At 71.8% G+C, this 25,425-nt stretch carries 27 protein-coding genes; 12 read left to right on the plus strand and 15 right to left on the minus strand.

Annotated features, from left to right (window positions below; all coding sequences use genetic code 11):
• Nucleotides 1-52: 52 nt before the first annotated feature.
• The 4 genes from ABT297_RS21880 (at nt 53) to ABT297_RS21895 (ending at nt 2,590) form a co-directional block, all read left to right on the plus strand.
• Nucleotides 53-421, plus strand: a complete 369-nt coding sequence (locus ABT297_RS21880) for a HesB/IscA family protein (protein ID WP_350552481.1) — start codon at nt 53-55, stop codon at nt 419-421.
• A gap of 170 nt (nt 422-591) precedes the next feature.
• Nucleotides 592-1,569: a carbohydrate kinase family protein gene (locus ABT297_RS21885; RefSeq protein ID WP_350552484.1), complete on the plus strand. Its 978-nt coding sequence runs from the start codon at nt 592-594 to the stop codon at nt 1,567-1,569.
• Nucleotides 1,570-1,679: 110 nt separating this feature from the next.
• Nucleotides 1,680-2,096 carry a thioredoxin family protein gene (locus tag ABT297_RS21890; protein ID WP_350552487.1) on the plus strand — a complete coding sequence of 139 codons (417 nt, stop codon included), beginning with the start codon at nt 1,680-1,682 and terminating at the stop codon, nt 2,094-2,096.
• Between the two features lie 29 nt (nt 2,097-2,125).
• Nucleotides 2,126-2,590: a DUF4395 domain-containing protein gene (locus tag ABT297_RS21895; RefSeq protein ID WP_350552489.1), complete on the plus strand. Its 465-nt coding sequence runs from the start codon at nt 2,126-2,128 to the stop codon at nt 2,588-2,590.
• A gap of 3 nt (nt 2,591-2,593) precedes the next feature.
• Here the strand turns inward: ABT297_RS21895 and ABT297_RS21900 are convergent, their stop codons facing one another.
• Nucleotides 2,594-2,800, minus strand: a complete 207-nt coding sequence (locus tag ABT297_RS21900) for a sulfurtransferase TusA family protein (protein ID WP_350552492.1) — start codon at nt 2,798-2,800, stop codon at nt 2,594-2,596.
• Nucleotides 2,801-3,040: 240 nt separating this feature from the next.
• Entirely contained in the window at nt 3,041-4,123 is a 1,083-nt protein-coding gene (locus ABT297_RS21905; RefSeq protein ID WP_502885621.1) for a cysteine desulfurase family protein, read from the minus strand.
• A 145-nt stretch (nt 4,124-4,268) separates the two neighbouring features.
• Here ABT297_RS21905 and ctaC point away from each other — a divergent pair, with 145 nt between their 5' ends.
• Nucleotides 4,269-5,147, plus strand: a complete 879-nt coding sequence (gene ctaC, locus ABT297_RS21910) for an aa3-type cytochrome oxidase subunit II (protein ID WP_502885622.1) — start codon at nt 4,269-4,271, stop codon at nt 5,145-5,147.
• Nucleotides 5,148-5,160: 13 nt separating this feature from the next.
• Nucleotides 5,161-5,604, plus strand: coding sequence for a cytochrome c oxidase subunit 4 (locus tag ABT297_RS21915; RefSeq protein ID WP_350552497.1), 444 nt, complete (start codon nt 5,161-5,163; stop codon nt 5,602-5,604).
• A 70-nt stretch (nt 5,605-5,674) separates the two neighbouring features.
• Here ABT297_RS21915 and ABT297_RS21920 read toward each other — a convergent pair whose 3' ends face one another.
• The 5 genes from ABT297_RS21920 to ABT297_RS21940 form a co-directional block, all read right to left on the minus strand.
• Nucleotides 5,675-5,857 carry a hypothetical protein gene (locus ABT297_RS21920; RefSeq protein WP_350552499.1) on the minus strand — a complete coding sequence of 61 codons (183 nt, stop codon included), beginning with the start codon at nt 5,855-5,857 and terminating at the stop codon, nt 5,675-5,677.
• 71 nt (nt 5,858-5,928) lie between these two features.
• Complete coding sequence (locus tag ABT297_RS21925; protein WP_350552502.1) at nt 5,929-6,705, minus strand: hypothetical protein; 777 nt, start codon at nt 6,703-6,705, stop codon at nt 5,929-5,931.
• 71 nt (nt 6,706-6,776) lie between these two features.
• On the minus strand, nt 6,777-7,823 hold the full coding sequence (gene trpD / locus ABT297_RS21930) for an anthranilate phosphoribosyltransferase (RefSeq protein ID WP_350552504.1): 1,047 nt from the start codon (nt 7,821-7,823) through the stop codon (nt 6,777-6,779).
• A 66-nt stretch (nt 7,824-7,889) separates the two neighbouring features.
• Nucleotides 7,890-8,285: a response regulator gene (locus ABT297_RS21935; RefSeq protein ID WP_350552507.1), complete on the minus strand. Its 396-nt coding sequence runs from the start codon at nt 8,283-8,285 to the stop codon at nt 7,890-7,892.
• Nucleotides 8,282-9,235: a cytochrome c oxidase assembly protein gene (locus tag ABT297_RS21940; RefSeq protein ID WP_350552625.1), complete on the minus strand. Its 954-nt coding sequence runs from the start codon at nt 9,233-9,235 to the stop codon at nt 8,282-8,284. The genes ABT297_RS21935 and ABT297_RS21940 overlap by 4 nt, the downstream gene beginning before the upstream one ends.
• Before the next feature lie 140 nt (nt 9,236-9,375).
• Between ABT297_RS21940 and ctaE the strand changes: the two genes are divergently transcribed.
• From ctaE to qcrB, 4 genes are all read left to right on the plus strand, one after another.
• Entirely contained in the window at nt 9,376-9,975 is a 600-nt protein-coding gene (ctaE, locus tag ABT297_RS21945; protein WP_350552510.1) for an aa3-type cytochrome oxidase subunit III, read from the plus strand.
• 88 nt (nt 9,976-10,063) lie between these two features.
• Nucleotides 10,064-10,933: a cytochrome bc1 complex diheme cytochrome c subunit gene (gene qcrC / locus ABT297_RS21950; protein ID WP_350552512.1), complete on the plus strand. Its 870-nt coding sequence runs from the start codon at nt 10,064-10,066 to the stop codon at nt 10,931-10,933.
• Nucleotides 10,930-12,042, plus strand: a complete 1,113-nt coding sequence (gene qcrA / locus ABT297_RS21955) for a cytochrome bc1 complex Rieske iron-sulfur subunit (RefSeq protein ID WP_350552515.1) — start codon at nt 10,930-10,932, stop codon at nt 12,040-12,042. Before qcrC ends, qcrA begins: the two co-directional genes overlap by 4 nt.
• Complete coding sequence (gene qcrB, locus ABT297_RS21960) at nt 12,039-13,670, plus strand: cytochrome bc1 complex cytochrome b subunit (RefSeq protein ID WP_350552518.1); 1,632 nt, start codon at nt 12,039-12,041, stop codon at nt 13,668-13,670. Before qcrA ends, qcrB begins: the two co-directional genes overlap by 4 nt.
• A 69-nt stretch (nt 13,671-13,739) precedes the next feature.
• On the opposite strand, the gene ABT297_RS21965 is transcribed toward qcrB, so the two are convergent.
• The 6 genes from ABT297_RS21965 to ABT297_RS21990 all read right to left on the minus strand — a co-directional run bounded on the left by ABT297_RS21965 (nt 13,740) and on the right by ABT297_RS21990 (nt 19,281).
• A complete protein-coding gene (locus ABT297_RS21965) occupies nt 13,740-14,570 on the minus strand; it encodes an alpha/beta hydrolase family protein (protein WP_350552521.1) in 831 nt (276 codons plus the stop codon).
• A 75-nt stretch (nt 14,571-14,645) separates the two neighbouring features.
• The gene (locus tag ABT297_RS21970; RefSeq protein ID WP_350552523.1) at nt 14,646-15,662 is read right to left on the minus strand and encodes an aspartate-semialdehyde dehydrogenase; all 1,017 of its coding nucleotides are present in this window, start codon (nt 15,660-15,662) and stop codon (nt 14,646-14,648) included.
• A 147-nt stretch (nt 15,663-15,809) separates the two neighbouring features.
• The gene (locus ABT297_RS21975; RefSeq protein ID WP_350552525.1) at nt 15,810-16,097 is read right to left on the minus strand and encodes an Lrp/AsnC family transcriptional regulator; all 288 of its coding nucleotides are present in this window, start codon (nt 16,095-16,097) and stop codon (nt 15,810-15,812) included.
• Between the two features lie 36 nt (nt 16,098-16,133).
• Nucleotides 16,134-16,961 (minus strand): nucleotidyltransferase family protein, encoded by an 828-nt coding sequence (locus ABT297_RS21980; protein ID WP_350552528.1) that lies wholly within the window; start codon nt 16,959-16,961, stop codon nt 16,134-16,136.
• Nucleotides 16,958-17,476, minus strand: coding sequence for an NUDIX hydrolase (locus ABT297_RS21985; RefSeq protein WP_350552531.1), 519 nt, complete (start codon nt 17,474-17,476; stop codon nt 16,958-16,960). Before ABT297_RS21985 ends, ABT297_RS21980 begins: the two co-directional genes overlap by 4 nt.
• 17 nt (nt 17,477-17,493) lie before the next feature.
• Nucleotides 17,494-19,281 (minus strand): RelA/SpoT family protein, encoded by a 1,788-nt coding sequence (locus tag ABT297_RS21990; RefSeq protein ID WP_502885625.1) that lies wholly within the window; start codon nt 19,279-19,281, stop codon nt 17,494-17,496.
• Nucleotides 19,282-20,757: 1,476 nt separating this feature from the next.
• On the opposite strand from ABT297_RS21990, the gene ABT297_RS21995 reads away from it, so the two are divergent.
• A complete protein-coding gene (locus ABT297_RS21995; protein ID WP_350552534.1) occupies nt 20,758-20,955 on the plus strand; it encodes a hypothetical protein in 198 nt (65 codons plus the stop codon).
• 203 nt (nt 20,956-21,158) lie between these two features.
• On the opposite strand, the gene ABT297_RS22000 is transcribed toward ABT297_RS21995, so the two are convergent.
• Both ABT297_RS22000 and ABT297_RS22005 read right to left on the minus strand, forming a co-directional pair.
• On the minus strand, nt 21,159-22,892 hold the full coding sequence (locus tag ABT297_RS22000) for a DEDD exonuclease domain-containing protein (RefSeq protein ID WP_350552537.1): 1,734 nt from the start codon (nt 22,890-22,892) through the stop codon (nt 21,159-21,161).
• A gap of 36 nt (nt 22,893-22,928) precedes the next feature.
• Entirely contained in the window at nt 22,929-23,876 is a 948-nt protein-coding gene (locus ABT297_RS22005; RefSeq protein WP_350552540.1) for a GAF domain-containing protein, read from the minus strand.
• Between the two features lie 128 nt (nt 23,877-24,004).
• Between ABT297_RS22005 and ABT297_RS22010 the strand changes: the two genes are divergently transcribed.
• On the plus strand, nt 24,005-25,393 hold the full coding sequence (locus ABT297_RS22010) for an NYN domain-containing protein (RefSeq protein ID WP_350552542.1): 1,389 nt from the start codon (nt 24,005-24,007) through the stop codon (nt 25,391-25,393).
• Nucleotides 25,394-25,425: the final 32 nt, after the last annotated feature.

Here is a 25,425-nt window from a genome sequence, read left to right on the forward strand (position 1 = left end):
GCGGTGTTGGCACCCGGAGGAACCGTAGACATCACCGCAGGGAGCTTTGATCGTGACCGCTTCGCAGCTTGCCGAGCCCGTTCAGACGGACAACCCGGCCGGCATCGGCCTCACCGCGGATGCCGCTCTCAAGGTGAAGGCACTGCTCGAGCAGGAAGGCCGGGATGACCTGCGGCTGCGTGTCGCGGTGCAACCCGGCGGCTGCTCGGGCCTTCGTTACCAGCTCTTCTTCGACGAGCGCGCGCTCGACGGGGACAAGGTCAGCACGTATGACGGCTTCGAGGTCGTCGTCGACCGCATGAGCGTGCCCTACCTGACCGGCGCGACGATCGACTTCGCCGACCGCATCGACGCCCAGGGCTTCACCATCGACAACCCGAACGCCCAGGGCTCCTGTGCCTGCGGCGACTCGTTCCACTGATCGCCTGATCGCTCATCCCGGACCCCCTCGCGCCGCCAGGCCGCGAGGGGGCCGGTGCGTTTCCCGACCGGCCACCCGTAGGTGAACATGGGCGGCCGGTCGGTGTGCCGGAGGTAGTCTGTCGGGGCTCTTTCCCGTAGCCACCCGCCCGACCCCCATCGAGGTTCTCCATGAAGATCGCCGTCACCGGCTCGATCGCGACCGACCATCTGATGCACTTCCCGGGCCGCTTCGCCGAGCAGCTCCTGGCCGACCAGTTGCACAAGGTCTCGCTGTCGTTCCTCGTCGACGACCTCACGGTCCGGCGTGGCGGGATCGCCGCCAATGTCGCTTTCGGCATGGGCCTGCTCGGCCTGCGCCCGATCCTGGTCGGGGCCGTCGGCGCCGACTTCGAGGACTACCGCAGCTGGCTGATCCGCCACGGGGTCGACTGCGAGTCCATCTACGTCAGCGAGATCGCGCACACGGCCCGGTTCGTGTGCACCACCGATGACGACATGAACCAGATCGCGTCGTTCTACGCGGGCGCCATGGCCGAGGCGCGCAACATCGAGATCTCGCCGGTCCGGCACCGCCTCGACGGCCTCGACCTGGTGCTGATCGGCGCGAACGACCCAATCGCCATGGTCCGCCACACCGAGGAGTGCCGCGAGCTGGGCATCCCGTTCGCCGCGGACAGCTCCCAGCAGCTGGCCCGCATGTCCGGCGACGAGATCCGCAAGCTCGTCGACGACGCGGCCTACCTGCTCACCAACGAGTACGAGAAGGAGCTGCTCGAGTCGAAGACCGGCCTGACCACCGAGCTGCTGCTGGACAAGGTCGGCATCCTGGTCACCACGCTGGGCAAGGACGGCGTGGTCATCCGCGGCCGAGCCCTCGACGAGGAGATCCGGGTGCCGGCGATCCGCGGCGTGCAGACGGTCGACCCGACCGGCGTCGGCGACGGCTTCCGCTCCGGCTTCTTCTCCGCGCTGTCGTGGGGCGTGAGCCTGGAGCGCGCCGCCCAGGTCGGCTCGATGGTCGCGGCGCTGGTCCTGGAGACCGTCGGCCCGCAGGAGTACACCATCGAGCGCGACGAGTTCGCCAAGCGCGTCGCGGACACCTACGGCGACACCGCCGCCGACGAGATCCGCGCCCACCTGCCCTAGTGGCCGGTCCGGAGCGAAGCGGAGGGGCCGGTCACCATCGGCACAGCATGACCCACGTGGCTTTCGCTATCCCTATCGGGTAAATAGGGTTCGGGAGTATCGTTGCCGCCGTGACGTACGTGGTCCTGGCGGTGCTCGCCGCGGCGACCGTGGCCGGCCTGGTGTATCGGGCCCGCTACGGTCGCCTTCGCGCGTCCGGGGGCGATCTGCCGCCCGGCCTCCTGCCACCCGTCGGCGATGGCCGGGGCGCCGGCGACTCGGTCATCCTGCTGCACTTCTCCTCGGCCACCTGCGCGCCCTGCCGGCAGGTCCGCGCGGTCTGCGCCGACGTGGTCGGCGACCTCGACGGCGTCCGGCATGTCGAGGTCGACGCCGAGGAGCACCTCGACGCCGTCCGGCGGCTCGAGATCTGGCGCCTGCCCACCCTGCTCGTCGTCGACCGCCGCGGCCGGGTGGCCCGCCGGACCGTCGGCGTGCCCGATCGTGCCGCCCTTCGGCGGACCGTCACGGAGGTGCTCGCCTCATGAGTCGTCCGGAGCGAATTGAAGGTAACGGCATGAGCAGGGCCAGCAGTGGTACCGGCGCGGCTGCCGGCCCGGTGGGCCTCGACCCGCGCGGCCCCCGCTTCGCGGCCGTGCTGACCACGGTCGTCTTCGTCGTTGTGTTGCTGACCGGCAGCGGCTGGCTCGCCCTGGCCCAGGCTGTGATATTCGCCATCGGCGCCTTCGACCCGCGCCGCACCCCGTACGGGCTGCTCTACCGCTACCTCGTCGCCCCGCGCCTGGCCCCGCCGCTGGAGCGCGAGGACCCCGCCCCGGTTCGCTTCGCGCAGGCGGTCGGCCTGGTCTTCGCGCTAATCGCGGTCGCCGGGTACCTGTCCGGCGCAACCGTCCTGGGCGTTGTCTCCGCCGCGTTCGCGCTGGTCGCGGCGTTCCTCAACGGGTTCTTCGGCCTGTGCCTGGGCTGCGAGGCGTACCTGCTGATCCGCCGCCTGCGCGGCGCCGGGTCCCCCGCGGCGTAGTCCCTAGAGGCGCACGGTGTGGCGGTCGCCCTCGGTGGCCACGAAGGTGTGGCCGCGCATCCGGCACCACGCGGGGATGTCGACGGCCGCGGCGGGGTCGTCGGCCAGCACCGCGATCTCCGTGCCGGGCTCCTGACCCGCGGCGAGCTTGGCCAGCATGATCACCGGCAGCGGGCAGCGCTTCCCCAGCGCGTCGATGACCAGGCTCACGCCGAAACCTCCGCTTCGCTCCGGCTGCGGCGTGAGCTGAACCTGCGCCCATGGTGAGCGGCCCCTCCGCTGCGCTCCGGACCGCTCACGCCGAAACCTCCGCTTCGCTCCGGCTGCGGCGTGAGCTGAACCTGCGCCCATGGTGAGCGGCCCCTCCGCTGCGCTCCGGACCGCTCACGCCGAAACCTCCGCTTCGCTCCGGACCGCTCACGCCGAAACCTCCGCTTCGCTCCGGGCCGCTCACAGTCCCGCCTCCGCCCTGATGTCGGCGACCAGGCCCGGGAGCACGGCGAGGAAGCGGCGGACATCGTCGGCGGTGACCCCACCGTGGAGTGAGACGCGCACGTTGCCGTGGGTGAGCACGCCCATCGCGGACAGTACGTGCGACGGCTGCAGGGTGTCCGACGTGCACGCCGAGCCGGAGGAGACCGCGAACCCGGCGCGGTCGAGGGCGTGCAGCAGCACCTCTCCATCGACGTAGAGGCACGAGAACGTCACGATGTGTGGCAGTCGCTCGTCCGGCTCGCCGACGACCTCCACGTCGGGCACGGTCGCGGCCACCGTGCGGCGGATCTCGTCGACGAGGGCTCGCTGACGTACCGACTCGGAACGGGCCTCCTCGGCGACGGCCCGCAGCGACGCCGCGGCGGCGACCACCGCGGGCACGTCCGTGGCGCCTTCGTCCCAGGGCGACTCCCATCGGGTGCCCTTGCGGACCGCGAGCAGGCCGACGCCGGCCGGGCCGCCCCACTTGCGGGCGCTGCCGGCCAGCAGTGACCAGCCCGCGGGCAGCGGCGCGCGGCCGACCGACTGGGCGGCGTCGACCAGCAGCGGCACCCCGGCCGCGGCGCACAGCTCGGCCGCCGCGGCGACCGGCTGCACCGTCCCGACCTCATGATTCGCGCTTTGTACCGCGGCCAGGGCCACTTCCGGCGAATCCAGCGCGGATTCCAGCGCGGCCAGGTCCACGACGCCGGTGCGCGACACCGGCACGGACACGGCGTCGTCCCCGGCGGCCTTGATGACCGCGGAGTGCTCGACCGCGGTGTGCACCACGACCCGGCGGTCACGGGAGCGGCGCACGCCGGCCACGGCGCGCCGGACCGCGTCGGTCCCGCCGGCGGTGAAGTGCAGCTCGTCGGGGCGCACCCCGAGCACGCCGGCGGCCGACTCGCGGGCCGCGTCGAGCAGTTGCCGGGCCCGCCGCGAGGGCGTGTAGAGCCGGCCCGGGTCGGCCCAGCCGTCATCGGCGGCGGCCAGAAACGCTTGCCGCGCAACGGGATGCGGGGGAACGGCGGTGGCCGAATCGAGGTAGACGCCCACCCCCGCAACGTTATCGCGACCTGGACACGGCGACCCCAAGCCGGGCGGACCGTGCATGGTCGAGTACGCTCGCCAGCGTTGGTGAGGCTTGCCGTGCGAAGCTACCCCAGGGTGGTTCCCGGCGCTGCTAAGGAGGCAGGAGCAGGTGGTCTCAAGAGGTTTGAGCCCCGCGCGCGCCATCGGGCTCGCCGTCTCGGCCGTCGGGGTGACGACCCTGCTCGCCGGTTGCTCCGTCGGGGACGCGTTCAACGGTTTCGGCTGGCCGAAGGCCATCACCGAGCAGGGCGACCGGATGTACAACCTGTGGATCGGGTCGGTCGTCGCGGCGCTCGCCGTCGGTGTCTTCGTCTGGGGCCTGATCTTCTGGTGCGTGGTGCGCTACCGGAAGCGGGGCGAGGAGCTGCCGCCGCAGACGCGCTACAACATGCCGTTCGAGATCCTCTACACGGTGGCGCCGTTCATCGTCATCGCCGTGCTGTTCTTCTACACCGCGATCATCCAGACCGACGTCGATCGGCTCTCGAAGAACCCGGACGTCACCGTCGAGGTGATCGCCTCCAAGTGGAACTGGCAGTTCGTCTACACGGACACCAAGGGCCCCGACGGCGCGGCGATCAGCACCGTCGGCGCGGACGACTACATCCCGGTCCTGGTGCTGCCCGCGGGCAAGACGGTCCAGTTCAACGAGGTCTCGAGGGACGTCATCCACTCGTTCTGGGTGCCGGACATCCTGTTCAAGCGGGACGTCATCCCGGGCGTGGAGAACAAGTTCCAGATCAAGCTCAAGGACAACGCCGAAGGCGCCTACGTGGGCCGCTGCGCCGAGTTGTGCGGCACGTATCACTCGATGATGAACTTCGAGCTGCGGGTCACGACGCCGGAGCAGTATTCCGAGTACCTCTCGCTGCGTAAGGCGGGCAAGAGCACCCCCGAGGCGCTCGCCGCGCTGGGCTTCCCGAACCAGGGCTACGCGACGAAGACCCACCCGTTCGACACCGACCGCACCAAGCGGTCCTCGAGCTGAGAGGCGAACGGCGATGAAGGCAGAGAACCGTCTCTTCTTCGTGCTGGCGTTGTTCCTGTTCGCCATGGCCGGGCTGTATGGCTGGTGGACCAGCGTGGCGGTGCCGGAGCAGTCCGGGCACCAGGGCATCGAGTGGATCGGCGTCGTGGCGCTGATCCTGGCCGGCCTGCTGCTGACGATGATCGGCGGCGCGCTGTGGATCATCGCGCGGCGCATCGAGCCGCGCCCGGAGGACCGCAGCGACGCGGAGATCGCCGAGGGCGCGGGTGACCTGGGCTTCTTCAGCCCCGGCAGCTACTGGCCGGTCGGCCTGGCGTTCTCGGCGCTGATCGCGAGCCTGGGCCTCGCATTCGGCCAGTGGTGGCTGCTCGCGGCCGGCCTGATCTCGGTGCTGATCACGACGAGCGGGCTGATGTTCGAGTACTACACCGGCAGCCGGCGCGGCGCCGAGCACTGAGCGCGTACTGCTGAAAAGGGGCCCCTCGAGGGGGCCCCTTTTTCATGCCCGGACGGGCGGCGCCGAAGCTTCAGGCGGCCCGGCGCAGCAGCACCCGCGGGCGCCGGTCCATGAGCAGGATCACCGGAGCGATCACGATCGTCGCGCCGCAGGCCGTGCAGGCCCGTTCGGGGCAGCTCGCCCGGAGGTCGTCGGCGCGGACCGGTGGCTCGAAGGTCCGCACCCGGGCGCAGGTGTCGCAGTGCAGCTCCATGCCGTCACCGTGCCATCGCCGCGCCAGGCCGCCGCGGACCTGGGCCCGCGTGTCGGGTCACGTTTTGGCTGTCACTTCCTGGCGGTGACCTTCGGCGACGGCGAGGCCGTTGTGGTCCGCGGCGGCAGGAAGGCCTCGTCGCTCACGCTCGAGGTGGTGTTCTGCAGGATCAGCTCCGTCGTACTGCCCGCGTCCGAGGTGCCCTGGAAGTAGGCGAGCAGTCCGGCGGGGTTGACGCACGCGATCTCGGTGCGGATCCCGGTCGCGGTGACCGACACGCACTGCGCTTCGCCGCGCTTGGAGACCCCGGCGCGCACCCCCTGCCCCTGCGCGATGGTCGCGAGCCGGCCCACGGCCGCCTCAGGGGCCATGAATTCGCCCCCGAACGCCACGCTGATGGCCTTGGCCTCGGTGGGGGACATCGTGTCTGCCCCCGGGCCCTCCTGGCACGTCACGGGCGGCTGGGGCGGCTTTGCCGGTTCGGCCGTCTTGGGGCCCTTGGTGGGCGACGGGGCCGGGCCGGTGACGCACAGGAGGGTGCCGTCCGGCGTCGAGATGTAGGTCACGCCCGCGCTGCGGTACGCCCGGCGCGGCGCCGACTGCGACACGGTCACGATCGCGCCGGACGGGGTGGCGTACTGCAGCGTCGCGTCCGCGTCGAGGCCGAGCACGAGCCGGGACGCGAGCGAGTCGACCATCTCCAGCGCCTCGTTGGCGGGCTCCGTCCGCGGATTCACCGGCGCGCCGCACGACTTCGCCATCATGCCGGCGAAGCCGAGCGTCAGCGCGCCGGCCACGACGGCGGAGATCAGCGCCTTCTTGGGGTTGTTGCGCGGCAGTTCGGCCATGCCTGGACCAACGCCGCTCGCCGCCGCCGGTTATGCGGCGGTTTGCCGAAGAACAGTTGCTTCGCGCCGCGTCACGCGGGCTTGAACGCCGCCCAGCGCTCGATCAGGGCCGTCGCGGCGCCCGAGTCCACGGCCGCGGCGGCGCGCTCGATGCCGGCCTTGAGCTGCCCGTGCAGGTCCTGCAGGACCAGCCCTTCCCGCGCGGCGATCGCGGCGGCCGCGTTGAGCAGCACCGCGTCGCGCACCGGCCCGCCCTCGCCGGCGAACATCCGCCGCGCGACGTCGGCGTTGTGCTCCGGGTCGCCGCCGCGCAGGTCGCCCGGCGCCGAGCGGGCCAGGCCAAGGTCGGCGCTGTCGACGACGAGCTCGGTGACCGTGTTGCCGGTCGCCGCCCACACCCGGGTCGGCGCGGTGGTGGTGAACTCGTCCAGGCCGTCCTCGCCGCGCACCACCAGCACCGAGTAGCCCCGGCCGGCCATCACGGCGGCCACGACCGGCGCCATGCGCGAGTCGAAGCAGCCGATGGTGGCCGCGGTGGGCTGGGCCGGGTTGGTCAGCGGGCCGAGGAAGTTGAACACCGTGGGCACGCCCATCTCGCGGCGCGGGCCGCCGGCGTGGCGCATGCCCGCGTGGAAGCGCGCGGCGAAGCAGAAGGCGATGCCCACCTCGGCCACGCTGCGGGCGACGTCCTCGGGGCCCAGGTCGATGGTGACCCCGAACCGCTCGAGCAGGTCGGCGGCGCCGGTGGAGGAGGACGCGGCCCGGTTGCCGTGCTTGACCACGGGGATGCCCGCGGCCGCCGTGACGACCGCGGCCATGGTCGAGATGTTCACGGTGTTGGCGCGGTCGCCGCCGGTGCCGACGATGTCGACGGCGGCGTCGCGCAGCTCGTCGGAGATCGGGACGCGGGTCGCGAGGGCCAGCATCGTCTCGGCGCACCCGGCGACCTCGGCCGGCGTCTCGCCCTTGGCGCGCAGCGCGATGACGAACGCGGCCGTCTGCGCGGGCGTGGCCGATCCGGAGAAGATCTCGCGCATTGCCCAGCCCGTGTCCTCGGTGGACAGGTCCTCCCCGCGCAGCAGGGCGGTGAGCAGCGCCGGCCAGGTGCGGTCGCCCATGGTGGCCTCCAGAGGGGTCCTACTTACTGCGGATGGTCACCGGCTCGGACCGTAGTTAGGGCAGGTTCACCGGCGAATGGCGGGGTATGCGCGGAGCAGGGCGGAGACGGTCTCGCCGGTGGTGACGGGGTCGAGCGGATACATGACCGTGCCCTCGACGCGGGCGTAGGAGGCCAGCCAGCGGTCCGCGGCGCGGGCGATGGCGAGCACGACCGGCGGCGCGTCGGGGATCTCGTCCTTGAGCTGCCGGGCGATGCCCAGGCCGCCGCCGGGGGTGGCCTCGCCGTCGAGGACCAGCAGGTCGACGTCGGTGTCGTCGACGAGCTTGACGACCTCGGCATAGGTCGAGGCGTCGACGAACTTCACCGTCAGGTCGGTCGCCGGGCGGGTGCCGATGGCCAGCCGCATGCGGTCGCGGACCTCGGCGTCGTCGCTGTACAGCAGGACAATGTGCTCGCTCATGTGCGTGCTGCTCCTCGTGTGGCGTCTGCCTCCGGGATCGTACCGTCCTGCCGGATCGGCGTTTCGCCGCCGTCGGGCGTTATGAGGATTCCGGTGCGGGCAGCCCACTCCGCCTCCTCGCGCCGCAGCCGCTCCTCGCGGTCCAGCCGGCGGTCCAGCCGCCGGGCCTCCCGGTCCGACTGGCGCATCCACTGCACCACCAGCACCGCCAGCATCGTCACCGAGACGAACTCGCCGCCGGCCCACAGGATCCCGCCCGCGACGACCTGGTCGGCGGCGGGGTCGGCCCAGCTCAGGTGCAGCGACGGATACCAGTCCCCGCCGAGCAGCGTCTTGCTCTGCATGATGGTCAGCCCGAGCACCGTGTGGAACGGCGTGGACAGGAACATCAGCAGCGCGCGGGCCGGGTAGGGCCACCGCCCGGGCAGCGGGTCGAGGCCGACCAGCGGCCAGAAGAACAGGCAGCCGACCGCGATGAAGTGCGCGTGGGTGAGCTCGTGGATCCACTCGTGGCGCATGGTCAGGCCGTAGATGCCAGTGAAATAGAGCACGAACGGCGTCACCACGAAGAAGCCGAACGCCACCAGGGGGAACGCCAGGATCCGCACCGGGCGCGAGTGCGTGACGGCCAGCAGCGCCTTGCGCCCGCCGGCGGGCAGCGTGCGCAGCGCGAGCGTCATCGGCGCGCCCAGGGCCAGGAAGATCGGCGCGATCATGGACAGGATCATGTGCTGGATCATGTGCACCGACAGCAGCGTCGTGTCGTACTGCTCGATCCCGCTCATGGTGACCGCGGCGATCGAGCCCAGGCCGGGGACCAGGAACAACACCGTGCGCGCGACGGGCCAGTCGTCGCCGCGCCGGCGCAGCTTCACCACGCCGGCCAGATAGAGCCCCACGGCGGCGAGCAGCACGAGCGTCAGCCACGACGCGTGGAACGAGCCGAGCAGCGTCGCGGCCGAGACGGGACCGGGTTCACCTGCGGTTTCGAGTGCGCGGAACACGGAACCAGACTATGCCGTCGCACGAATCGTCCGTGTCTGGTGGACCCCGCGCAAACCTTGCGATGATCGGGGGCAATAATGACGTCGTGACTGCGGCCCCAGCGATTGCCAAGAGCCAGATCCATTCACTGACCAGGCCCAACATGGTCAGTGTCGGGACGATCGTGTGGCTCTCCAGCGAACTGATGTTCTTCGCGGCGCTGTTCGCGATGTACTTCTCCATCCGTGCCGCCGCGCCGGAGCTCTGGGCGAAGCACACCCATGCACTGAACATCCCCTATGCCCTGACGTTCACGATCATCCTCGTGCTCTCGTCCATCACCTGCCAGATCGGCGTGTTCCGCGCCGAGCGCGGTGACGTCCACGGGCTGCGGCGCTGGTTCGCCCTGACGTTCGTCATGGGCCTGATCTTCGTGCTCGGGCAGGCGTTCGAGTACCGCACGCTGGTCGGCGAGGGCGTCAAGATCAACGGTGACGGTTACGGCTCGATGTTCTACCTGACCACCGGGTTCCACGGCCTGCACGTCATCGGTGGCCTCATCGCCTTCATCATCTACCTGATCCGCACGACCATGGGCCGCTTCACCCCCGCCCAGGCGACCTCGGCGATCGTCGTGTCGTACTACTGGCACTTCGTCGACGTGGTCTGGATCGCGTTGTTCGCGATGATCTACTTCCTGCAGTAGCAGGCTCGGGCCGCGCGTCACGCTCCGGACCACTCCTCCAGGACCCCTACCGAGACGGCACATAGGTGATGACGACAAAGGTGAGGCCATGACTTCTGAGCAGAGCAAGCGGCCGCTTGCCCGGCTGGTGCCGGGTGGTGCGCGCGCGGCCCGGGGTAAGCTTCGCCGGCGGTTGTCGGCGGCCGTGCGCCTGGTCGCCGCGCTCACGCTGGTCGGGGGCCTCTACAGCGCATACGCCCCCGGCGTCGGCCGCGCCGAGGAGGCCACCACGGCCCTGTCGGAGCAGGCGAAGCGCGGCAAGGAGCTGTACCAGACCAGCTGCATCACCTGCCACGGCACCAATGCGCAGGGCGTGCAGGACCGCGGCCCCAGCCTGATCGGCGTCGGCTCCGCCGCCGTCGAGTTCCAGGTCAACACGGGTCGCATGCCGCTGGCCCGCCAGGAGGCGCAGGCCGAGCGCAAGGCGCCGGCGCTCAGCCCGGAACAGGCCGCCGACCTCGGCGCGTACATCCAGGAGCTGGGCGGTGGCCCGCAGCTGCCGTCGGCGGCGAGCCTCGACGCGGACGTGAAGAAGGCTCAGGCCGACCCGAAGACCCTCGCGCACGGCGGCGAGCTGTACCGGGTCAACTGCTCGTCGTGCCACGCGTTCTCCACCGGCGGCGGCGCGCTGTCCTCCGGCAAGTTCGCCCCGACGCTGCAGCACTCGACCAACCGCGACATCTACGGCGCCATGCTGACCGGTCCGCAGAACATGCCCGTGTTCGGCAACAACCAGCTGAGCCCGGACGACAAGGCCGCGATCATCGCCTACGTCCAGAACCTCAACAAGAGCTCGGCGACGGACCCCGGTGGCTGGAACATCGGCCGTTACGGCCCGGTCCCCGAGGGGATCGTCATCTTCCTCGTCGGGATCGCGGCGCTCGTGTTCGCCACGCTGTGGATTGCAGGGAAGTCATGACCACGCACACCGCTGCCGAGGGTCACTCCTCTGCTGAGGAGCCGTTCGACGCGAGTGACCCCAGCCTCACCCGGTTCGACCTCGTCAAGGAGGGCGCCCGCCGGGACGGCGTCGAGATCGTGCACTACGCGCCGCGGTTCCCGATCCCGGGCACCAAGGCCGAGAGGCGCATCGAGCGCGTGCTCGCGCTGCTGTTCCTGCTCACCGGCCTCATGGGGACCGCGTTCGTGGTCGCCTACATCGCGTGGCCGTGGCACTACGGCGAAGGTGACGAGACCTACCAGAGGCTGTATCCCTACTACACCCCGGTGCTCGGCGCGACGCTCGGCCTCGCGCTGCTGGCCTTGGGCCTGGGCATCGTCACGTGGTCGAAGAAGCTCCTGCCCGAGGAGGTCTCGGTCCAGTCGCGCCACGACGGCCCGTCGGACCCCACCGAGCAGCGGCTCACCGCGGCCACCATCGTCAACATGGGCGACGAGCTGGGCCTCAAGCGCCGCCGCTTCATCGGCCTGGCGTTCCTGGCCGGCGCCGCCCCGCTGGGCGCGGCCGCCGGCGCGGTGCTGGTCGGCTCGCTCATCAAGGCGCCGACCCAGAACGGCGAGAACGTGTTCTTCACCACCGGGTGGAACCCGAAGAAGAACGACGGCAAGCCGATCCGCCTCACGCACGCGGACGGCACCCCGATCCGCCCGGCCGACGTCAGCGTCGGCGGCCAGATCACCGTCTACCCCGGCATCCCGCACGGCGCGAGCAACAAGTACGCCGACTCGTCCACCCTGCTGATCCACCTCCGTGAGGCAGACGCACAGCTCACGGCGCAGAACGCCAAGCCGATCAACGTCGGCTCGCAGTGGCAGAACTACGTCGCGTATTCGAAGATCTGCACCCACGCGGGCTGCCCGGCCAGCCTGTACGAGCAGCAGACCAACCGCCTGCTGTGCCCCTGTCACCAGTCGCAGTTCCAGATCACCGACAACGCGCGGCCGATCTTCGGTCCTGCGAGCCGGTCGCTTCCACAGCTACCGATCACGGTCGACGATGAGGGATACTTCGTAGCGGTGTCCGACTACAAGGTTGCGGTCGGACCGGCCTTCTGGGAGCGGCCATGAAACGGCGCAAGATCGACGTCCGGGCTCTCCCGGGTAAGTCCGCCGCGGCGCTCGACGAGCGCTTCCAGGCGGCGACGCCGCTGCGGCGGCTGATGAACAAGGTCTTCCCTGACCACTGGTCGTTCCTGCTGGGTGAGATCGCGCTCTACTCGTTCATCGTGCTGCTGCTCAGCGGCATCTTCCTCGCGCTGTTCTTCGACCCGTCGATGCGCGAGGTCGTGTATGAGGGCAGCTACGCCCCGCTGCGCGGCGTGGAGATGTCGCAGGCGTACAACACCGCGCTGCACATCTCGTTCGACGTGCGCGGCGGTCTCTTCGTGCGGCAGATGCACCACTGGTCGGCGCTGCTGTTCATGGCCGCGATCGTGGTCCACATGTTCCGGGTCTTCTTCACCGGCGCGTTCCGCAAGCCGCGCGAGGCCAACTGGATCGTCGGCATCCTGCTGTTCTGGATGGGCTTCCTGGAGGGCTTCGCCGGCTACTCGCTGCCCGACGACGCGCTGTCCGGCACCGGCCTGCGCATCGCGAGCGCCATCATGCTGTCGATCCCGATCGTCGGCACCTGGGTGACCACCTCGCTGTTCGGGGGCGAGTTCCCGGGCGAGGTCATTCTCGACCGGCTGTACATCGCGCACGTCCTGCTGATCCCTGGTGCGCTGCTCGCGCTCATCAGCGTCCACATGGGCCTGCTGGTGAAGCAGAAGCACACCCAGTGGCCCGGCCCCGGACGCACCAACGAGAACGTGGTCGGCGTGCGGATGTTCCCGGGCTTCGCGGCCAAGGCGGGCGGCTTCTTCATGGTCGTGTTCGCCATGATCGCCTTGCTGGCCGGTCTGTTCCAGATCAACCCGCTCTGGCTGTTCGGCCCCTACAACGCCGCGGTCGTCTCGGCGGCGAGCCAGCCCGACTGGTACGTCATGTTCCTCGACGGCTCGACCCGTCTCTTCCCGGCCTGGGAGATCCGGTTCGGCCTGTTCGGCTGGGGCGATGGTTACACCATCCCGCCGATCTTCTGGCCGACGGTGGTGCTACCCGGCATCCTCACGATGCTGCCGATCTTCTATCCGTTCATCGAGGCGCGGTTCAGCAAGGACAAGGCCGTGCACAACCTGCTGCAGCGCCCGCGGGACAACCCGCTGCGCACCGGGCTGGGTGCCATGGCGATCACGTTCTACGTGGTGCTGCTGATCTCCGGCGGCAACGACGTGGTGGCGGACAAGTTCCACATCAGCCTCAACGCGATGACCTGGGCGGGCCGCATCGGCATGCTGGTCCTGCCGCCGCTGGCGTACTACTGCGCCTACCGCCTCGCGCTGGGCCTGCAGCAGCACGACCGCGAGGTGCTGGCGCACGGCGTCGAGACCGGCATCATCCGGCGCATGCCGGACGGCCGCTTCGTCGAGGTTCACCAGCCGCTGCCGGCGCCGAACGGCCAGGAGGCGGAGGGCGACGGGCACCACGCCCTGGAGTACGCGGGCTGGGTCGTGCCGAAGAAGATGAACCGCATCGGCGCGCTGGCCCCGACGGTGAAGGGCTTCTTCTACCCGATCGAGAAGGCGGCCCCGGTCGAGAAGGCGCCGCGTCAGGTCGCCGAGGCCGACCGCGAAGAGGTCACCTCGGGCCGCTGAGCCCACCGCGCGACACCCACGCACGACATCGAACGGCCCCCGGCACCGCGCCGGGGGCCGTTCGGTTCTTCACGGCAGGGACGCGGCCCAGCCGGCCACGCGGCGGGCCAGGACGGTGCCCTGCTTCGCCCAGCGGAAGTGGTCGATCGGCGGGCCCGGAGCGTAGTGCTCGCGGGTCACCGGGGCGGCGGAGAGCTTCTCCAGCAGGTGGGAGACCGTGCCGGGCGGCGTGTACGCGTCGCCGGCCATGTCGACGGCCAGCACCGGGGTCGTCACCGTCGCCAGGGCGGACTCCAGATCCGTGCCGTGCATCGCCGGGTAGCGGCCCGTGCGCGCGGTGTGCGCCCAGTCCCGGATCACCCCACGAGCCTGGCGGCCGCCGAAGCCCCAGCCCGGCCACACGCGCAACAGCGCGGCGGTCGCGGCGAGCGTCTGGGTCTGCAGCAGCACCGGCAGGCGACGGCCCGCAGGGTACCGGCGCCAGTACGGCACGCCGACCGCCAGCAGCGCCAGCCCGGCCACGTCGGAGTCGGGCTCCGCGGCGAGGTGCAGCGCGCACGCCTGGCCGCCGAGGGAGTGCCCGATGAGGATCGTGCGGCGCCCGGCCCGGCGCGGCTTGAGGTGGGTCAGCACGGCGTCCACGTCGTCGGTCAGGTCGGCCAGGCCGTATGCCGAGGCCCGCGACGGCGGTGGTGTGCTCGCCCCGGTGCCGCGCAGGTCGGCGACGACCACGGCCATACCCGCGGCGGCCAGGTCGGTGGCGAACGCGCGGTAGTAGCGGGCCGGCACCCCCATCGCCGGCCAGAGCACCGCGAGCGTCGGCGCGTCCCCGGGCGGCGCGTACAGGTGCAGGGCGATCCGGTCCGCCCCGCGTTCCACCGTCTCCAGCGTCGGATCCATGCTCGTAGGGTAGGGCCACGAGGGCCACATGTGAGAAAGGTGGGGCCGGCACCGCCCCACCTTCCGGCTGGGTCCTCAGGCGGCCAGCAACTCGGCGATCTGCACGGCGTTGAGCGCCGCGCCCTTGCGCAGGTTGTCGTTGGCGACGAACAGCGCCAGGCCGTTGTCGACGGTCTCGTCGACGCGGATGCGCCCGACGTACGACGGGTCGGCGCCCGCCGCCTGCAGCGGCGTCGGGATGTCGCTGAGCACCACGCCGGGCGCGGCGGCCAGCAGCTCGGTGGCGCGCTCGACCCCGACCGGGCGGGCGAAGCGCAGGTTGAGCTGCAGCGAGTGGCCGGTGAAGACGGGCACGCGCACGCAGGTGCCGGACACCTTGAGCCCGGGGATCTCGAGGATCTTCCGGCTCTCGTTGCGCAGCTTCTGCTCCTCGTCGGTCTCGAAGGAGCCGTCGTCGACGATCGAGCCGGCCATCGGCAGCACGTTGAACGCGATCGAGCGGGCGAACTGCTTCGGCTCCGGGAACTCGACCGCCGAGCCGTCGAAGGCCAGCGCGGCGGCGCCGTCGGCGACCTTGCGCACCTGCTCGTCGAGCTCGGCGACGCCGGCCAGCCCGGCGCCGGAGACGGCCTGGTAGGTGGCGGCCACCATGGCGACCAGCTCGGCCTCGTCGTGGAGCGGACGCACGACCGGCATCGCGGCCATGGTGGTGCAGTTGGGGTTCGCGATGATCCCCTTCGGCCGGTGCGCCGCGGCGTGCGGGTTGACCTCGGCGACGACCAGCGGCACGTCCGGGTCCATCCGCCACGCGGAGGAGTTGTCGATCACGACGGCGCCGGCGGCGGCCACCTTCGGGGCGAGCTCCTTCGACGTGCCCTTGCCGGCCGAGAACAGCACGATGTCGAGCCCGGCGTAGTCCGCGGTCGCCGCGTCCTCCACCGTGACCTGTGTGTCCTGCCAGTCGATGGGCCGCCCGGCGGAGCGGGCGGACGCGAACAGTCGCAACTCGTCTACCGGGAACCGCCGTTCGGCCAGGATGTGGCGCATGACGCTGCCGACCTGCCCGGTGGCCCCTACGATGCCGATCCTCATGGCCGCGAGGGTACCGGGTGCGGACCGCGCATTCGATGCGATTTGCCGCACTCCCGGCGCCACAACCAGGGCAAACGGTCCCTTCTTACGGCTGCGCGGAACGCTAGCTGCACGCCTTCTCGCCACGCGAGGGAAAAACCGCGGGATTTAATCAGCGTCCGGCAGGCCGATCGCGAACGCCTCTTCCAGATCGTGGCGGGAGTACGCCTGGAACGCGATGTGCGTGTCGGTCTCCACCACGCCGGGCACCTTCGAGATCCGGTTGGCGATCACCTCGGCGATGTCCTCGAACTGCCGCACCCGCACGATCGCGATCAGGTCGGTGTTGCCGGCGACGGAGTACACCTCGCTGACACCGTCGAGGTTGGCGATGTTCTCGGCCACCTCCGGGATCGAGTCGGTGGCGCAGTCGATGAGGACGATCGCGGTGATCACCGGCGGTGCTCCTTCCAGCGGATTGCACCCGCCATGCTAATGCGCGGCGACGGTCAGCCCCCGGCCGACCCGGATCCCGTCGGCGAGCGCTTCGCCCGCCGCCACGACGCCGCCCGGCCACACCACCCCGCGCGTGACCGACCCGGCCACGACGGCGCCCGAGCCGATCACGGCCCGCTCCAGCGCCCCGCTGACCTCGGCGTCCGGGGCCACGAGGCTGCCGTCGCCGGCCGCGTGCAGGTTGGCCCGCAGGTAGTCCGCCGGGGTGCCGGTGTCCAGGTAGAGGCCCTGGTACCCCACCACGCGCAGCCGGCCCTGGCGCTCGGCGGGGCGCCAGGCCAGGCGTACCAGATCGGACGGCTCCGGCTCCAGAGGGGCGACCAGGTCCCACGGCAGCAGCGAGAACCCGGCGAAGCGGTGGGTGCCGAACTCGTCCGGCGGTCCGGGCACGCCGAGCAGCCGCGCCTCGTGCCCGTCCCACCCGTCGAGCAGGGCGGCGATGTCCGCCCCTGGCTCCTCGTCCGAGGCCAGGTAGGCGTCGGCGTTGCCGACGAGCACGCCCCGTCCGCCGATCCAGTCCCGCAGCAGGCCCAGGCCGCCCGCCGTACCGAGCGGGTCGCCCGGCTCCACGGAGAGGTGCGCGCGGTCACCGACGTGCTCGACGACCAGGTGGCCGAGGTAGCAGGCGTTCACGGCGACGCTGTGCGGCCCGTCGAAGCCGAGCGCCCGCACGCGGGCCAGGGCCCGGTCCAGCAGCGCCACGTTGCCGACCGGGCACAGCGCCTTCGGCAGGTGCTCGGTGAGCGGTCGTAGGCGGCGCCCCTCGCCGGCCGCGAGCACGACGGCGCAGACGTCCGCGTTCACGCCTCGAGGACCTCCGGGTAGTCGCGGTACGGGCCGATGCCGTAGTGGGCGAGCAGCTTCGACGTGGACACCGTCAGCGGCGGCAGGTTGTCCAGCCGGTGCCAGGCCGCCTCGATGACCTCGGCGGCGTCGACGACCAGCTTGCCGCCCGGCTCGACCTCGGTCTCGAATACCACGTCGACCCACTGGCCGTTCGTGTGCACGATCGCGTTGGGCATGGCGGGGCGCATCCGCTCGGGCGGCACCCTGACGCCGGTCTCCTCGCCGAGCTCGCGGGCCGCGCACTGCACGGGGGTCTCGCCGCGGTCCATCAGCCCGGCCGGGAGCGACCAGCCCGCGCCGGGCGGCTGGCGTAGCAGGAGGATCCGGGCCAGCTGCGGGTCGCGGACGATCGCGACGGCGCCGATCGTGTACGTCGGCTGGAAGGTCCGTACGATTCGCCGCCGCCAGCGGCCCGGGAGCCGGTAGAACGAGCGGTAAACCAGCCCGCGCACGCGACCACGGAAGTCGGTCATCCGGCTAGGCTAATGAGCTATCGCGGGGAGTGGTCGACCAGGGCGATCAATTCGGCCACGACCTCGTCAGCAGTGCGGGCGTGGTCGGCGACGGCGACGAGCAACGTCTCCAGGTCGGGGTAGCCCAGCCGCGTCGCGAGGCGCACCAGCGGCAGATCGCTGGCCAGTCCGCGGCCCTGCTGGCGCAGCGCGAGGCCGACCGCGAGGCGGCCCAGCCGTACCTTGTTGGCGACCGTGATGGCGGGCGCCTCGTGCGCCTCGAACCAGCGGCTGATGTGCAGCCGGGCGTGCGGGGTGCGGACGAAGTCGAGCCACTCCGGGGACGGGCCGCGCGCCGGCGCGTCGGCGTCGAAGTCGAACTCGTCGCGCTGCCCGGCGCGGGTGATGATCTCGACGGTGTCGCCGTCGGCGAGCGGCGACGACACGGCGGTCAGGCGGCCGTTGACCCGGGCGCCGATACATCGGTTACCGACGTCGGCGCCGAGGATGTACGCCAGGTCGACCGGCGTCGCGTCGAAGGGCAGCAGCACCGGCCGCCCGCCGCCGGCCGTCAGCACCAGGATCTGGTCCTCGGCGAGGTCGCAGCGCAGCGATGCGATGAACTGCGCCGGGTCGGATGCCGCGGCCTCCCAGTCCAGCAGCCGGCGCAGCCAGTCCAGCTGCTCGGCCTTGGTTGCCGGGCCGAACCGGGCGGCCGCGGAAGGGTAGCGGAAGTTCGCCACGATGCCGTACTCCGCCGACTGGTGCATCTCGACGGTGCGGATGAGCACCTCGAGCGAGCGCCCCTCCGGCCCGAGGACCGTGGTGTGCAGCGACCTGTAGTTGTTGTTCTTCGGTGTGGCGATGAAGTCCTTGAACCGTCCGGGCACCGGGCGCCACTTGCCGTGCACGGCGCCGAGCGCGGCGTAGCAGTCGGTGTCGGGCCCGTCGACGACGATCACCACGCGCGGCAGGTCGTGCGGCTCGGCGTGGTTGCCGTCGACCGTGTCCTTCCAGATCGAGTACAGGTGCCGGGGCCTGGGTGACACCGTGGCGTCGATGCCGAACCTCTTCAGGTCGGCGCCCACCGCCGAGATGACCTTGTCGAGGTATCCGTCCCAGCCGACCCGCTGCCCCACGTACTCGGCGACGACCGCGTAGCCGCTGGGAGAGACCGCGCGCAGCACCCAGTCCTCGAGCTCCCGCTTGAGCGCCTGGATGCCGAGCCGCTCGCACAGCGGGATCAGTACCTCGCGGGTGGCGGTGGCGATGCGCACCCGGCTCTTCACCGACCGCGCGTCGATCGTGCGCATGTTGTGCAGCCGGTCCGCGAGCTTGATGACCAGCACCCGCACGTCGCGCCCGGCGGCGACGATCATCTTGCGGATCGTCTCGGCCTCGGCGTCGGCGCCGTAGAACATCTTGTCGAACTTCGTCACGCCGTCGACCAGCAGCGCGACCTCGCCGCCGAAGTCCCGCTCCAGCGCGCCGAGGGTGTAGTCGGTGTCCTCGACGGTGTCGTGCAGCAGCGACGCGACCAGGGTCGTGGTGTCCATGCCGAGGTCGGCCAGGATCTCGGTGACCTCGAGCGGGTGCGTGATGAACGGCTCGCCGCTCTTGCGCATCTGCCCGCGGTGCATCTGCTCGGCGGTCGCGTACGCCCGGCGCAGCAGCGCGATGTCCGCAGCGGGGTGGATCTGCCGGTGCGCCCGCAGGATCGGCGCCATCGGGTCGTCGCTGGACTGCCACGGGAACATGGCCCGCAGCCGCGAGCCGATGATGGCCGTGTACGTCGACGTCGGGTCCCCTGGAACGGTCCCGCCCACGAGCGCCGAGTAGTTCGGCGGCGGCGGTACCTCGGGCGAGTCGTCGGTGGGGGGCGCGGTGAGCTTCTGCCGGGGCGCCGCGTATCGGTCGTCGAGCTGCGGCTCGTGCGTCTTGGGCCGCGGCAGCGCGCTGCGCTTCTTGGCGGCCGGCTCGGCCGGCTTGGGCTGCGTGGTCTGCTCGGGCTGTTTGCTCTGCCGGGGCTGTCCGCCCGGGCCGGTCGCTTCACGGCCGGGCTCGTCGCGGCGGGTGGTGGTCCGCGCGCCGCGGTCGTGCGGTTCCTGCTGCTTGTCGCGGTGCTCGTCCTGCTGCTTGCTCTGGTGCGTGTCGCGGGGCTTGTCGTGCGGCCCGGCCTGCCGATCGCCGGCGGCCGGGCGTCCGTCGATGACCGCGTGTCCGTCGGCGGCCGTGCACTCGCTGGTGATCGTGTGCTCGTCGGTGGCCGTGTCCGCCTGGCCTGGCGGCGCCGCGTCTGCCTGGTCGCCCGCGCCTTCGTCACCGCTCGGGCGCGGCCGCGTCTCGATCGCGCGGTCGTTGGCGGGCCAGCCGGACCCCTGGCGCGCCGCGGGCCGCTCGTCGGCGGGCCGGTCCGCGCCCGCCTTCTCGCCCCGCACCGCCTCGCCCCGCGACGCTTCCGTCCGCCGTACGCGGTCGGGGCGCGATCCCTGCTCCGTCGTCGCGTGCTCGTTCGTCGCGTGCTCGTTCGGTGCGCGGTCGATCGAGATCCGGTCGCTCGGGGCCCGGTCGTTTGGGGCCCGGTCGTTCACGGGGCGCTCGGTCGCGGCGCGGTCCGTGGGTGCCCGGTCGTTTGAGGTCCGGTCGTTCACGGTGCGGTCGGTCGCGGCCCGGTCCGCGGGTGCCCGGTCGTTCGGAGTGTGGTCCGCGGGTGCCCGGTCGGGCTGCGGGGCGCGGTCGTTGAGCGCCCTGTCGTGCTGGTGGCCGCGGTCGCCCGCGGCTCGCTCGGTCCGGCGGCCGTTGTCCGCCGGCGCGCGGTCCGCGGTGCCCGGCGGGGCCGGACGCCGCCGCGCCGGAGCCTCCGGGGCGTTGATGGCCGCGGTCGGCAGCCCCTTGGGCCCGAGGAACATCTCGCCGGTCCGGAGCCGGTCGCCCCCGGTCCCGCCGGCTCCCGTAGCGGTGCCCGGACCGCCCGCGGCGCCGATCGCCCCGAAACCACCGGCGCCGCCGCCCGCGCCGAACGCCGTCGTGCTTCCAGAGGAATTCGCGCCTCCCGGGGGACTGGTCGCGAATCCTCCAGTCCCCAGCGGCAGGTCGACCCGGATCGTCAGCGGGCCGAGCGCCGCTACCGCGCCGTCGCCGAGTTGCTGGGCATCGTGGCTGGTCGTGGGGGAGGCGAACGCCTGGGCCGGGCCGACACGAAAATTCGGCGACTGCGTGGGGTTGCCGTCCGACGCCGCTGGGTCCACCATGTACTCGCTGTGCGTCGCGTTCGGGCCCGAACACGGTCCGTGCGAGGCTCCGTGAACGTTGGGATTGTGGACATCGGGATCGAGTTCGTCGCCCGATCCTCGCTGGAGATCCGCACCACTGGAAGGGTCGGGAGGGTCGGAGACATCCGGGCCGCCGAGCAGATCGGGCCCGTTCGGCGCACTGGGCCCAACCAGGCCGTGCTGTGTGCTCGGTCCGTGCTGCTGGCCGGGACCGTGCTGGGCGGATGATCCGCGCTGTGGGCCATGACCCTCGGGCGCCGGGCCTGATGCCGGAGAGGGGCCCGCGCTGAAGGGCGCGCCGGACTGCTGACCGGGCTCCATGCGACACCTCCTCACCGACGGGCCGGGGGGCCTAGGTTTGGGTAGGTTCCAGCCTAGTTTCCTCTCGCGCATCCGATCGGTCATTTGAGTATGTGCGAACGTCCGATGTGCTACCCGTCCAGGTTATTTTGAACCGTGGCCGCAGCCTCCGCACGGGCCAGGAATGGCCGCCACCGGGCGGCGCCGGCGGCCGGATATGACCAGCCCACGTCGGTCTTGACCAGGCGGGTCTCGGGCCGCTCGAGCCACGCGAGGATGCGCTCGGTCTCCTCCGGCGTGGCGCGCGGCGTCGGACCCGGGCCGGGTGCCACGGTCTCCGCTGTGGCCAAGACCACATCCACTGTCGGCTGTGGATGCACTCTGGGGGGTGAAACGCCCGCCGCGGCGAGCCGCCCGTGTCGCACCACCGCGATTTCCCAGCCCCCGCCAGCGGACGGACGGGCGGCGATCAGCTCGGGCAGCGCGGACAGCGACGCGAGGCGCTGCATCCGGATCGCGGTGCGCAGGAACACGATGAGCCGCCCCCGGAGTGCCGCGGCGTCCTCGTAGCGCTCCGCGGCGGCGAGCGCCTCGATCCGGGCCATCAGCCCGCGCACGACCGGGCTCGGGTCCCCGGTGGTCGCCGCCCGGAACGGCGTCGCGGCCGCCGCGTCGTAGTCCTCGGCGGAGATGCGGTGCTCGCACGGTGCCGGGCAACGGCCGAGCTCAGCCAGCGCGCACGCCGGTGTGGGCGTGCGCGGCGACAGCTTGTGGGTGCACTGCCGGATGGGCAGCGCGTCGTAGACGCCGGCCGCGGCGAGCTCGGCGCCGCGCCGCGAGCCGAACGGCCCGAGATAGGCGGCGCCGTCGGCGTGCAGCTCGCGCACCACGGACAGGCGCGGATAGGCCTCGGTGGTGAGCTTGAGCCACATCACGCGCTCGGGGAACTTCGAGCGGCGGTTGTACGGCGGTTTGTGCGCCGCGATCATCCGCAGCTCGCGGACCTCGGCCTCCAGCGAGTGCGAGCACGGGATCGCCTCGACCCGCTCGGCGGCGTTGAGCATCTCGTCGATGCGGGCGCGCTTCTCCGCGGCGGTGAAGTAGCTGCGCACCCTGGTCGCGATCGAGGAGCTCGTCCCGATATACAGCGGCCGGTCCTTGTGCCCCCGGAACACGTAGACCCCCGGGGCGTCGGGCAGCCCCTCGGCGAGGTGCCGCTTGCGCCGCTGGGCCGGGCTGACCGCCTTGACGAACTCGATCGTGTCGCCGACCGTGTGCACCTTGAGGCTGCCGAGCCGGGCGAACAGGCCGTGCAGCACGTCCACGGTGGCGCGCGCGTCGTCGAGCGCGCGGTGGATCGGCTGGGTCGCCGCCCGGAAGTGCCGGGCCAGGGTCGACAGCTTGTGGTTGGGCACCTCGCCGGCGATGAGCGCGCGCCGGGCGATGGCGGCGGTGTCGAGCACGATCGGCTTGGGCCACGGGTAGCCGTGCCGGGCGCAGGCCGCCTTGAGAAAGCCGGTGTCATAGGGCGCGTTGTGCGCGACCCAGACGGCGCCCTTGGCGAACTCGAGGAAACTGGGCAGGACCGTGTCGAGCTTCGGCGCCTCCACCAGCATCATCTCGGTGATGCCGGTGAGCACCGTGATGAACGCCGGGAGCCGCTCCTCGGGGTTGACCAGCGTGCCGAACTCGCCCAGGACCTCGCCGCCGCGGACCTTGACCGCGCCGATCTCGGTGATGCCGCCGCCGTCGGGCGCTCCGCCGGTCGTCTCCAGGTCGACCACGACGAACGTGGTCGAGAAGAGCGTCGCGGCGCGCGGGTCGCCGAACAGCGCGTCGAGCGTTTCCTGGTGATAATCGGACACGGCCGCACACTACGACCCGGGTGTGACAAAAAATCGTCAGTGCGGCGGGAAACGCAGCTCGAAACGCACGTCGGGCGAGCTGACGATCGCCGACGTGTCCATGACGGTGGCGTCGTGCGCGCGCAGGATGCCGGCGACCGCCCGCGGTACCGGCTCGTCGGCCTCCCGGAGCCCGGCGAGATCGGTGTGCCACTCGGGCCGGATGCTGCCACCGGCGTGGCCGATCTCGATCGTGGGCACCGGCGTGCCGAGGACCCGCGCCGCGATCCGCCCGCCGGCCGGGGCGACCTTCAGCGCGCTGAAGATCACGTAGTCGAGGGCGGGGGAGAGCTTGGCCGGGTCCGCGTGCACGAAGGCCGGGTCGGTGAGGCCCAGTGTGATCGCGATGTTGCGCGCGTCGGCGATCCCGCGCAGCTCGTGGATGCGGGCCTCGGTCAGGTACGACAGGTCCACCGAGCGCGGCTGCGGCCTCGGCTCCGGCTCGTCGGTGACCACCAGCCGGCGCAGTTCCAGCAGCTCCGTCACCTGCCGTGCCAGGGCTCGCAGCGCGCGCATCTGGTCGAGGTTGAGCCGGTGCGGGGCGTGGTCGACCACGCAGAGCGTGCCGAGCGCGGCGCCGCCGCTGGTCAGCAGCGGCGCGCCGGCGTAGAAGCGGATGCCGTCGTCGGCGAGCACGAACGGGTTGTCGGCGAAGCGCGCGTCGGCGGTGGCGTCGGGCACGACCATCAGGTCGCGGCCCATGATCGCGTGGGCGCAGAACGCCACCTCGCGCGGTGTCTCGTCGGCGTCGACGTCGCCGAACTTGGCCTTGAACCACTGCCGCTCGGCGTCGACGAGCGTGACGAGCGAGATCGGCGCGCCGCAGATCTCGCTGGCGATCCGGACAATGTCGTCGAAATCGGCCTCTGGCGGCGTGTCCAGGACGGCCATCGCGCGCAGGGCGGAGAGTCGATCCGCCTCGTTCTGGGGTACCGGTGCCGCCATCCCCGCCTCCCAAGCCGTACACCCAATCAGGTGAAATAAGGATATGTCAGCTTTTGGTCTTTGGGGGGAAGGCGGCGTTCCGGGGCACCATCCCGGGTGAATGTGGTCGACAATGCGACACTGGAGTGATGTCTGCGCACGACGCTCCCGACGACCTCGAGGCCGAGGCCTCGGTCGAGGCTGCGGTCGACTCAGCGCAGACGTCCGACGAGCAGGAGCCGATCCTGCCCGAGTCGGTCCGGCAGCGGGTGATCTCACTGGCCGCGGGCGCCATGACCGGCCTGCCGCTGGAGGAGCTGCCCATGCCACTGCGGCGGGTGGCGAAGTTCGCCCCGAACCGCCGCGCACGCCTGGGCGGGCCCGTGATCGCGATGCAGCTCTCCGGCGACCCGCTCCTGCGCCAGCGGCTCGCCACCCGGGTCGTCAACGAGGCCGGTGACCTGGGCGCCGCCATCCTGGAGGGCACCGCGCCGGCCGCCGCCGACCCCGTCGAGGTGGCGGCGCTGGCCTACCTCGCCCGCCCCGACGGCTGGCGAGGGCTGGTCACCGACGCCACGGAGACCCTGCGCGCGGAGGCCGAGGGCGCCATCGCCTCCGAGCGCTTCCGCGACGTGGAGCAGCGGCTCGTCCGGGCCGAGCACGACCGGGCCGTGGCCCGTGTCGAGGCCGACAAGCTGCGCGACGAGCTGGCGCGCCTGCGCGACGAGGCCGCCGGCCTGCGTGAGGAGGTCCGCTCGCTGGGCAAGGCGCTGCGCGAGTCGCAGGCGAAGGAGCGCAAGGCCACCGATATGCTCGCGGCCGAGAAGGGCCGAGCGACGCGGTCCACCGCCGACCACGACGCGGAGCTGCGCAGGCTGCGGGCCAAGCTGGCCGAGGCCGAGACCGCCGCGGGCGCGCAGCGGCAGAGCGCCAAGGACGCCCGGGCCGTCGACGACGCGCGGCTGTGGCTGCTGCTGGAGACCATCGGCCAGGCCGCCGTCGGGCTGCGCCGCGAGCTGGCCCTCGACCCGACCGACAAGCTCCCCGCCGACTTCGTCGCCGACACCGCCGCCGACCGGCCCGAGAGCGCCTCCGGCGCCGGCGCGGCTCGCGCGCTGGACGCCGACGACCCGGCCCGCCTCGACCAGCTGCTGAGCCTGCCAAAGGCGCACATGATCGTGGACGGCTACAACGTGACCAAGAAGGGATACGCGGAGATCTCGCTCGAGCAGCAGCGCAACCGGCTGATCGCCGGTGTGGGCGGGCTGGTGGCGCAGACGCGGGCCGAGGTCACGGTCGTCTTCGACGGCGCCGAGCGGGTGCACGGGCTGCCGCCGGCGCCGCGCGGGGTGCGCGTGCTGTTCTCCAAGAAGGGTGAGACCGCCGACGAGCTCATCCGCCGCCTGGTGCGTGCCGAGCCGCCGGGCCGCCCGATCGTGGTGATCTCCTCCGACAAGGAGGTCATCGACGGGGTGCGCCGCCACGGGGCGTACCCGCTGTCCTCAGACACGCTGCTGCGCCGCCTGTCACGCTCCTGACCTGGGGTTTCCCATTTTTGTCGTACCCCACC

It is taken from the genome of Dactylosporangium sp. NPDC000555, assembly GCF_040300025.1.
Lineage (GTDB): Bacteria > Actinomycetota > Actinomycetes > Mycobacteriales > Micromonosporaceae > Dactylosporangium.

Coding starts and splice junctions, on each gene's coding strand:
- ABT297_RS21885 (WP_350552484.1), top strand. CDS start 592: ATGAAGATCGCCGTCACCGGCTCGATCGCGACCGACCATCTGATGCAC.
- ABT297_RS21895 (WP_350552489.1), top strand. CDS start 2,126: ATGAGCAGGGCCAGCAGTGGTACCGGCGCGGCTGCCGGCCCGGTGGGC.
- ABT297_RS21915 (WP_350552497.1), top strand. CDS start 5,161: ATGAAGGCAGAGAACCGTCTCTTCTTCGTGCTGGCGTTGTTCCTGTTC.
- ABT297_RS21920 (WP_350552499.1), bottom strand. CDS start 5,857: ATGGAGCTGCACTGCGACACCTGCGCCCGGGTGCGGACCTTCGAGCCA.
- ABT297_RS21925 (WP_350552502.1), bottom strand. CDS start 6,705: ATGGCCGAACTGCCGCGCAACAACCCCAAGAAGGCGCTGATCTCCGCC.
- trpD (WP_350552504.1), bottom strand. CDS start 7,823: ATGGGCGACCGCACCTGGCCGGCGCTGCTCACCGCCCTGCTGCGCGGG.
- ABT297_RS21935 (WP_350552507.1), bottom strand. CDS start 8,285: ATGAGCGAGCACATTGTCCTGCTGTACAGCGACGACGCCGAGGTCCGC.
- qcrC (WP_350552512.1), top strand. CDS start 10,064: ATGACTTCTGAGCAGAGCAAGCGGCCGCTTGCCCGGCTGGTGCCGGGT.
- qcrA (WP_350552515.1), top strand. CDS start 10,930: ATGACCACGCACACCGCTGCCGAGGGTCACTCCTCTGCTGAGGAGCCG.
- qcrB (WP_350552518.1), top strand. CDS start 12,039: ATGAAACGGCGCAAGATCGACGTCCGGGCTCTCCCGGGTAAGTCCGCC.
- ABT297_RS21965 (WP_350552521.1), bottom strand. CDS start 14,570: ATGGATCCGACGCTGGAGACGGTGGAACGCGGGGCGGACCGGATCGCC.
- ABT297_RS21970 (WP_350552523.1), bottom strand. CDS start 15,662: ATGAGGATCGGCATCGTAGGGGCCACCGGGCAGGTCGGCAGCGTCATG.
- ABT297_RS21985 (WP_350552531.1), bottom strand. CDS start 17,476: ATGACCGACTTCCGTGGTCGCGTGCGCGGGCTGGTTTACCGCTCGTTC.
- ABT297_RS22005 (WP_350552540.1), bottom strand. CDS start 23,876: ATGGCGGCACCGGTACCCCAGAACGAGGCGGATCGACTCTCCGCCCTG.
- ABT297_RS22010 (WP_350552542.1), top strand. CDS start 24,005: ATGTCTGCGCACGACGCTCCCGACGACCTCGAGGCCGAGGCCTCGGTC.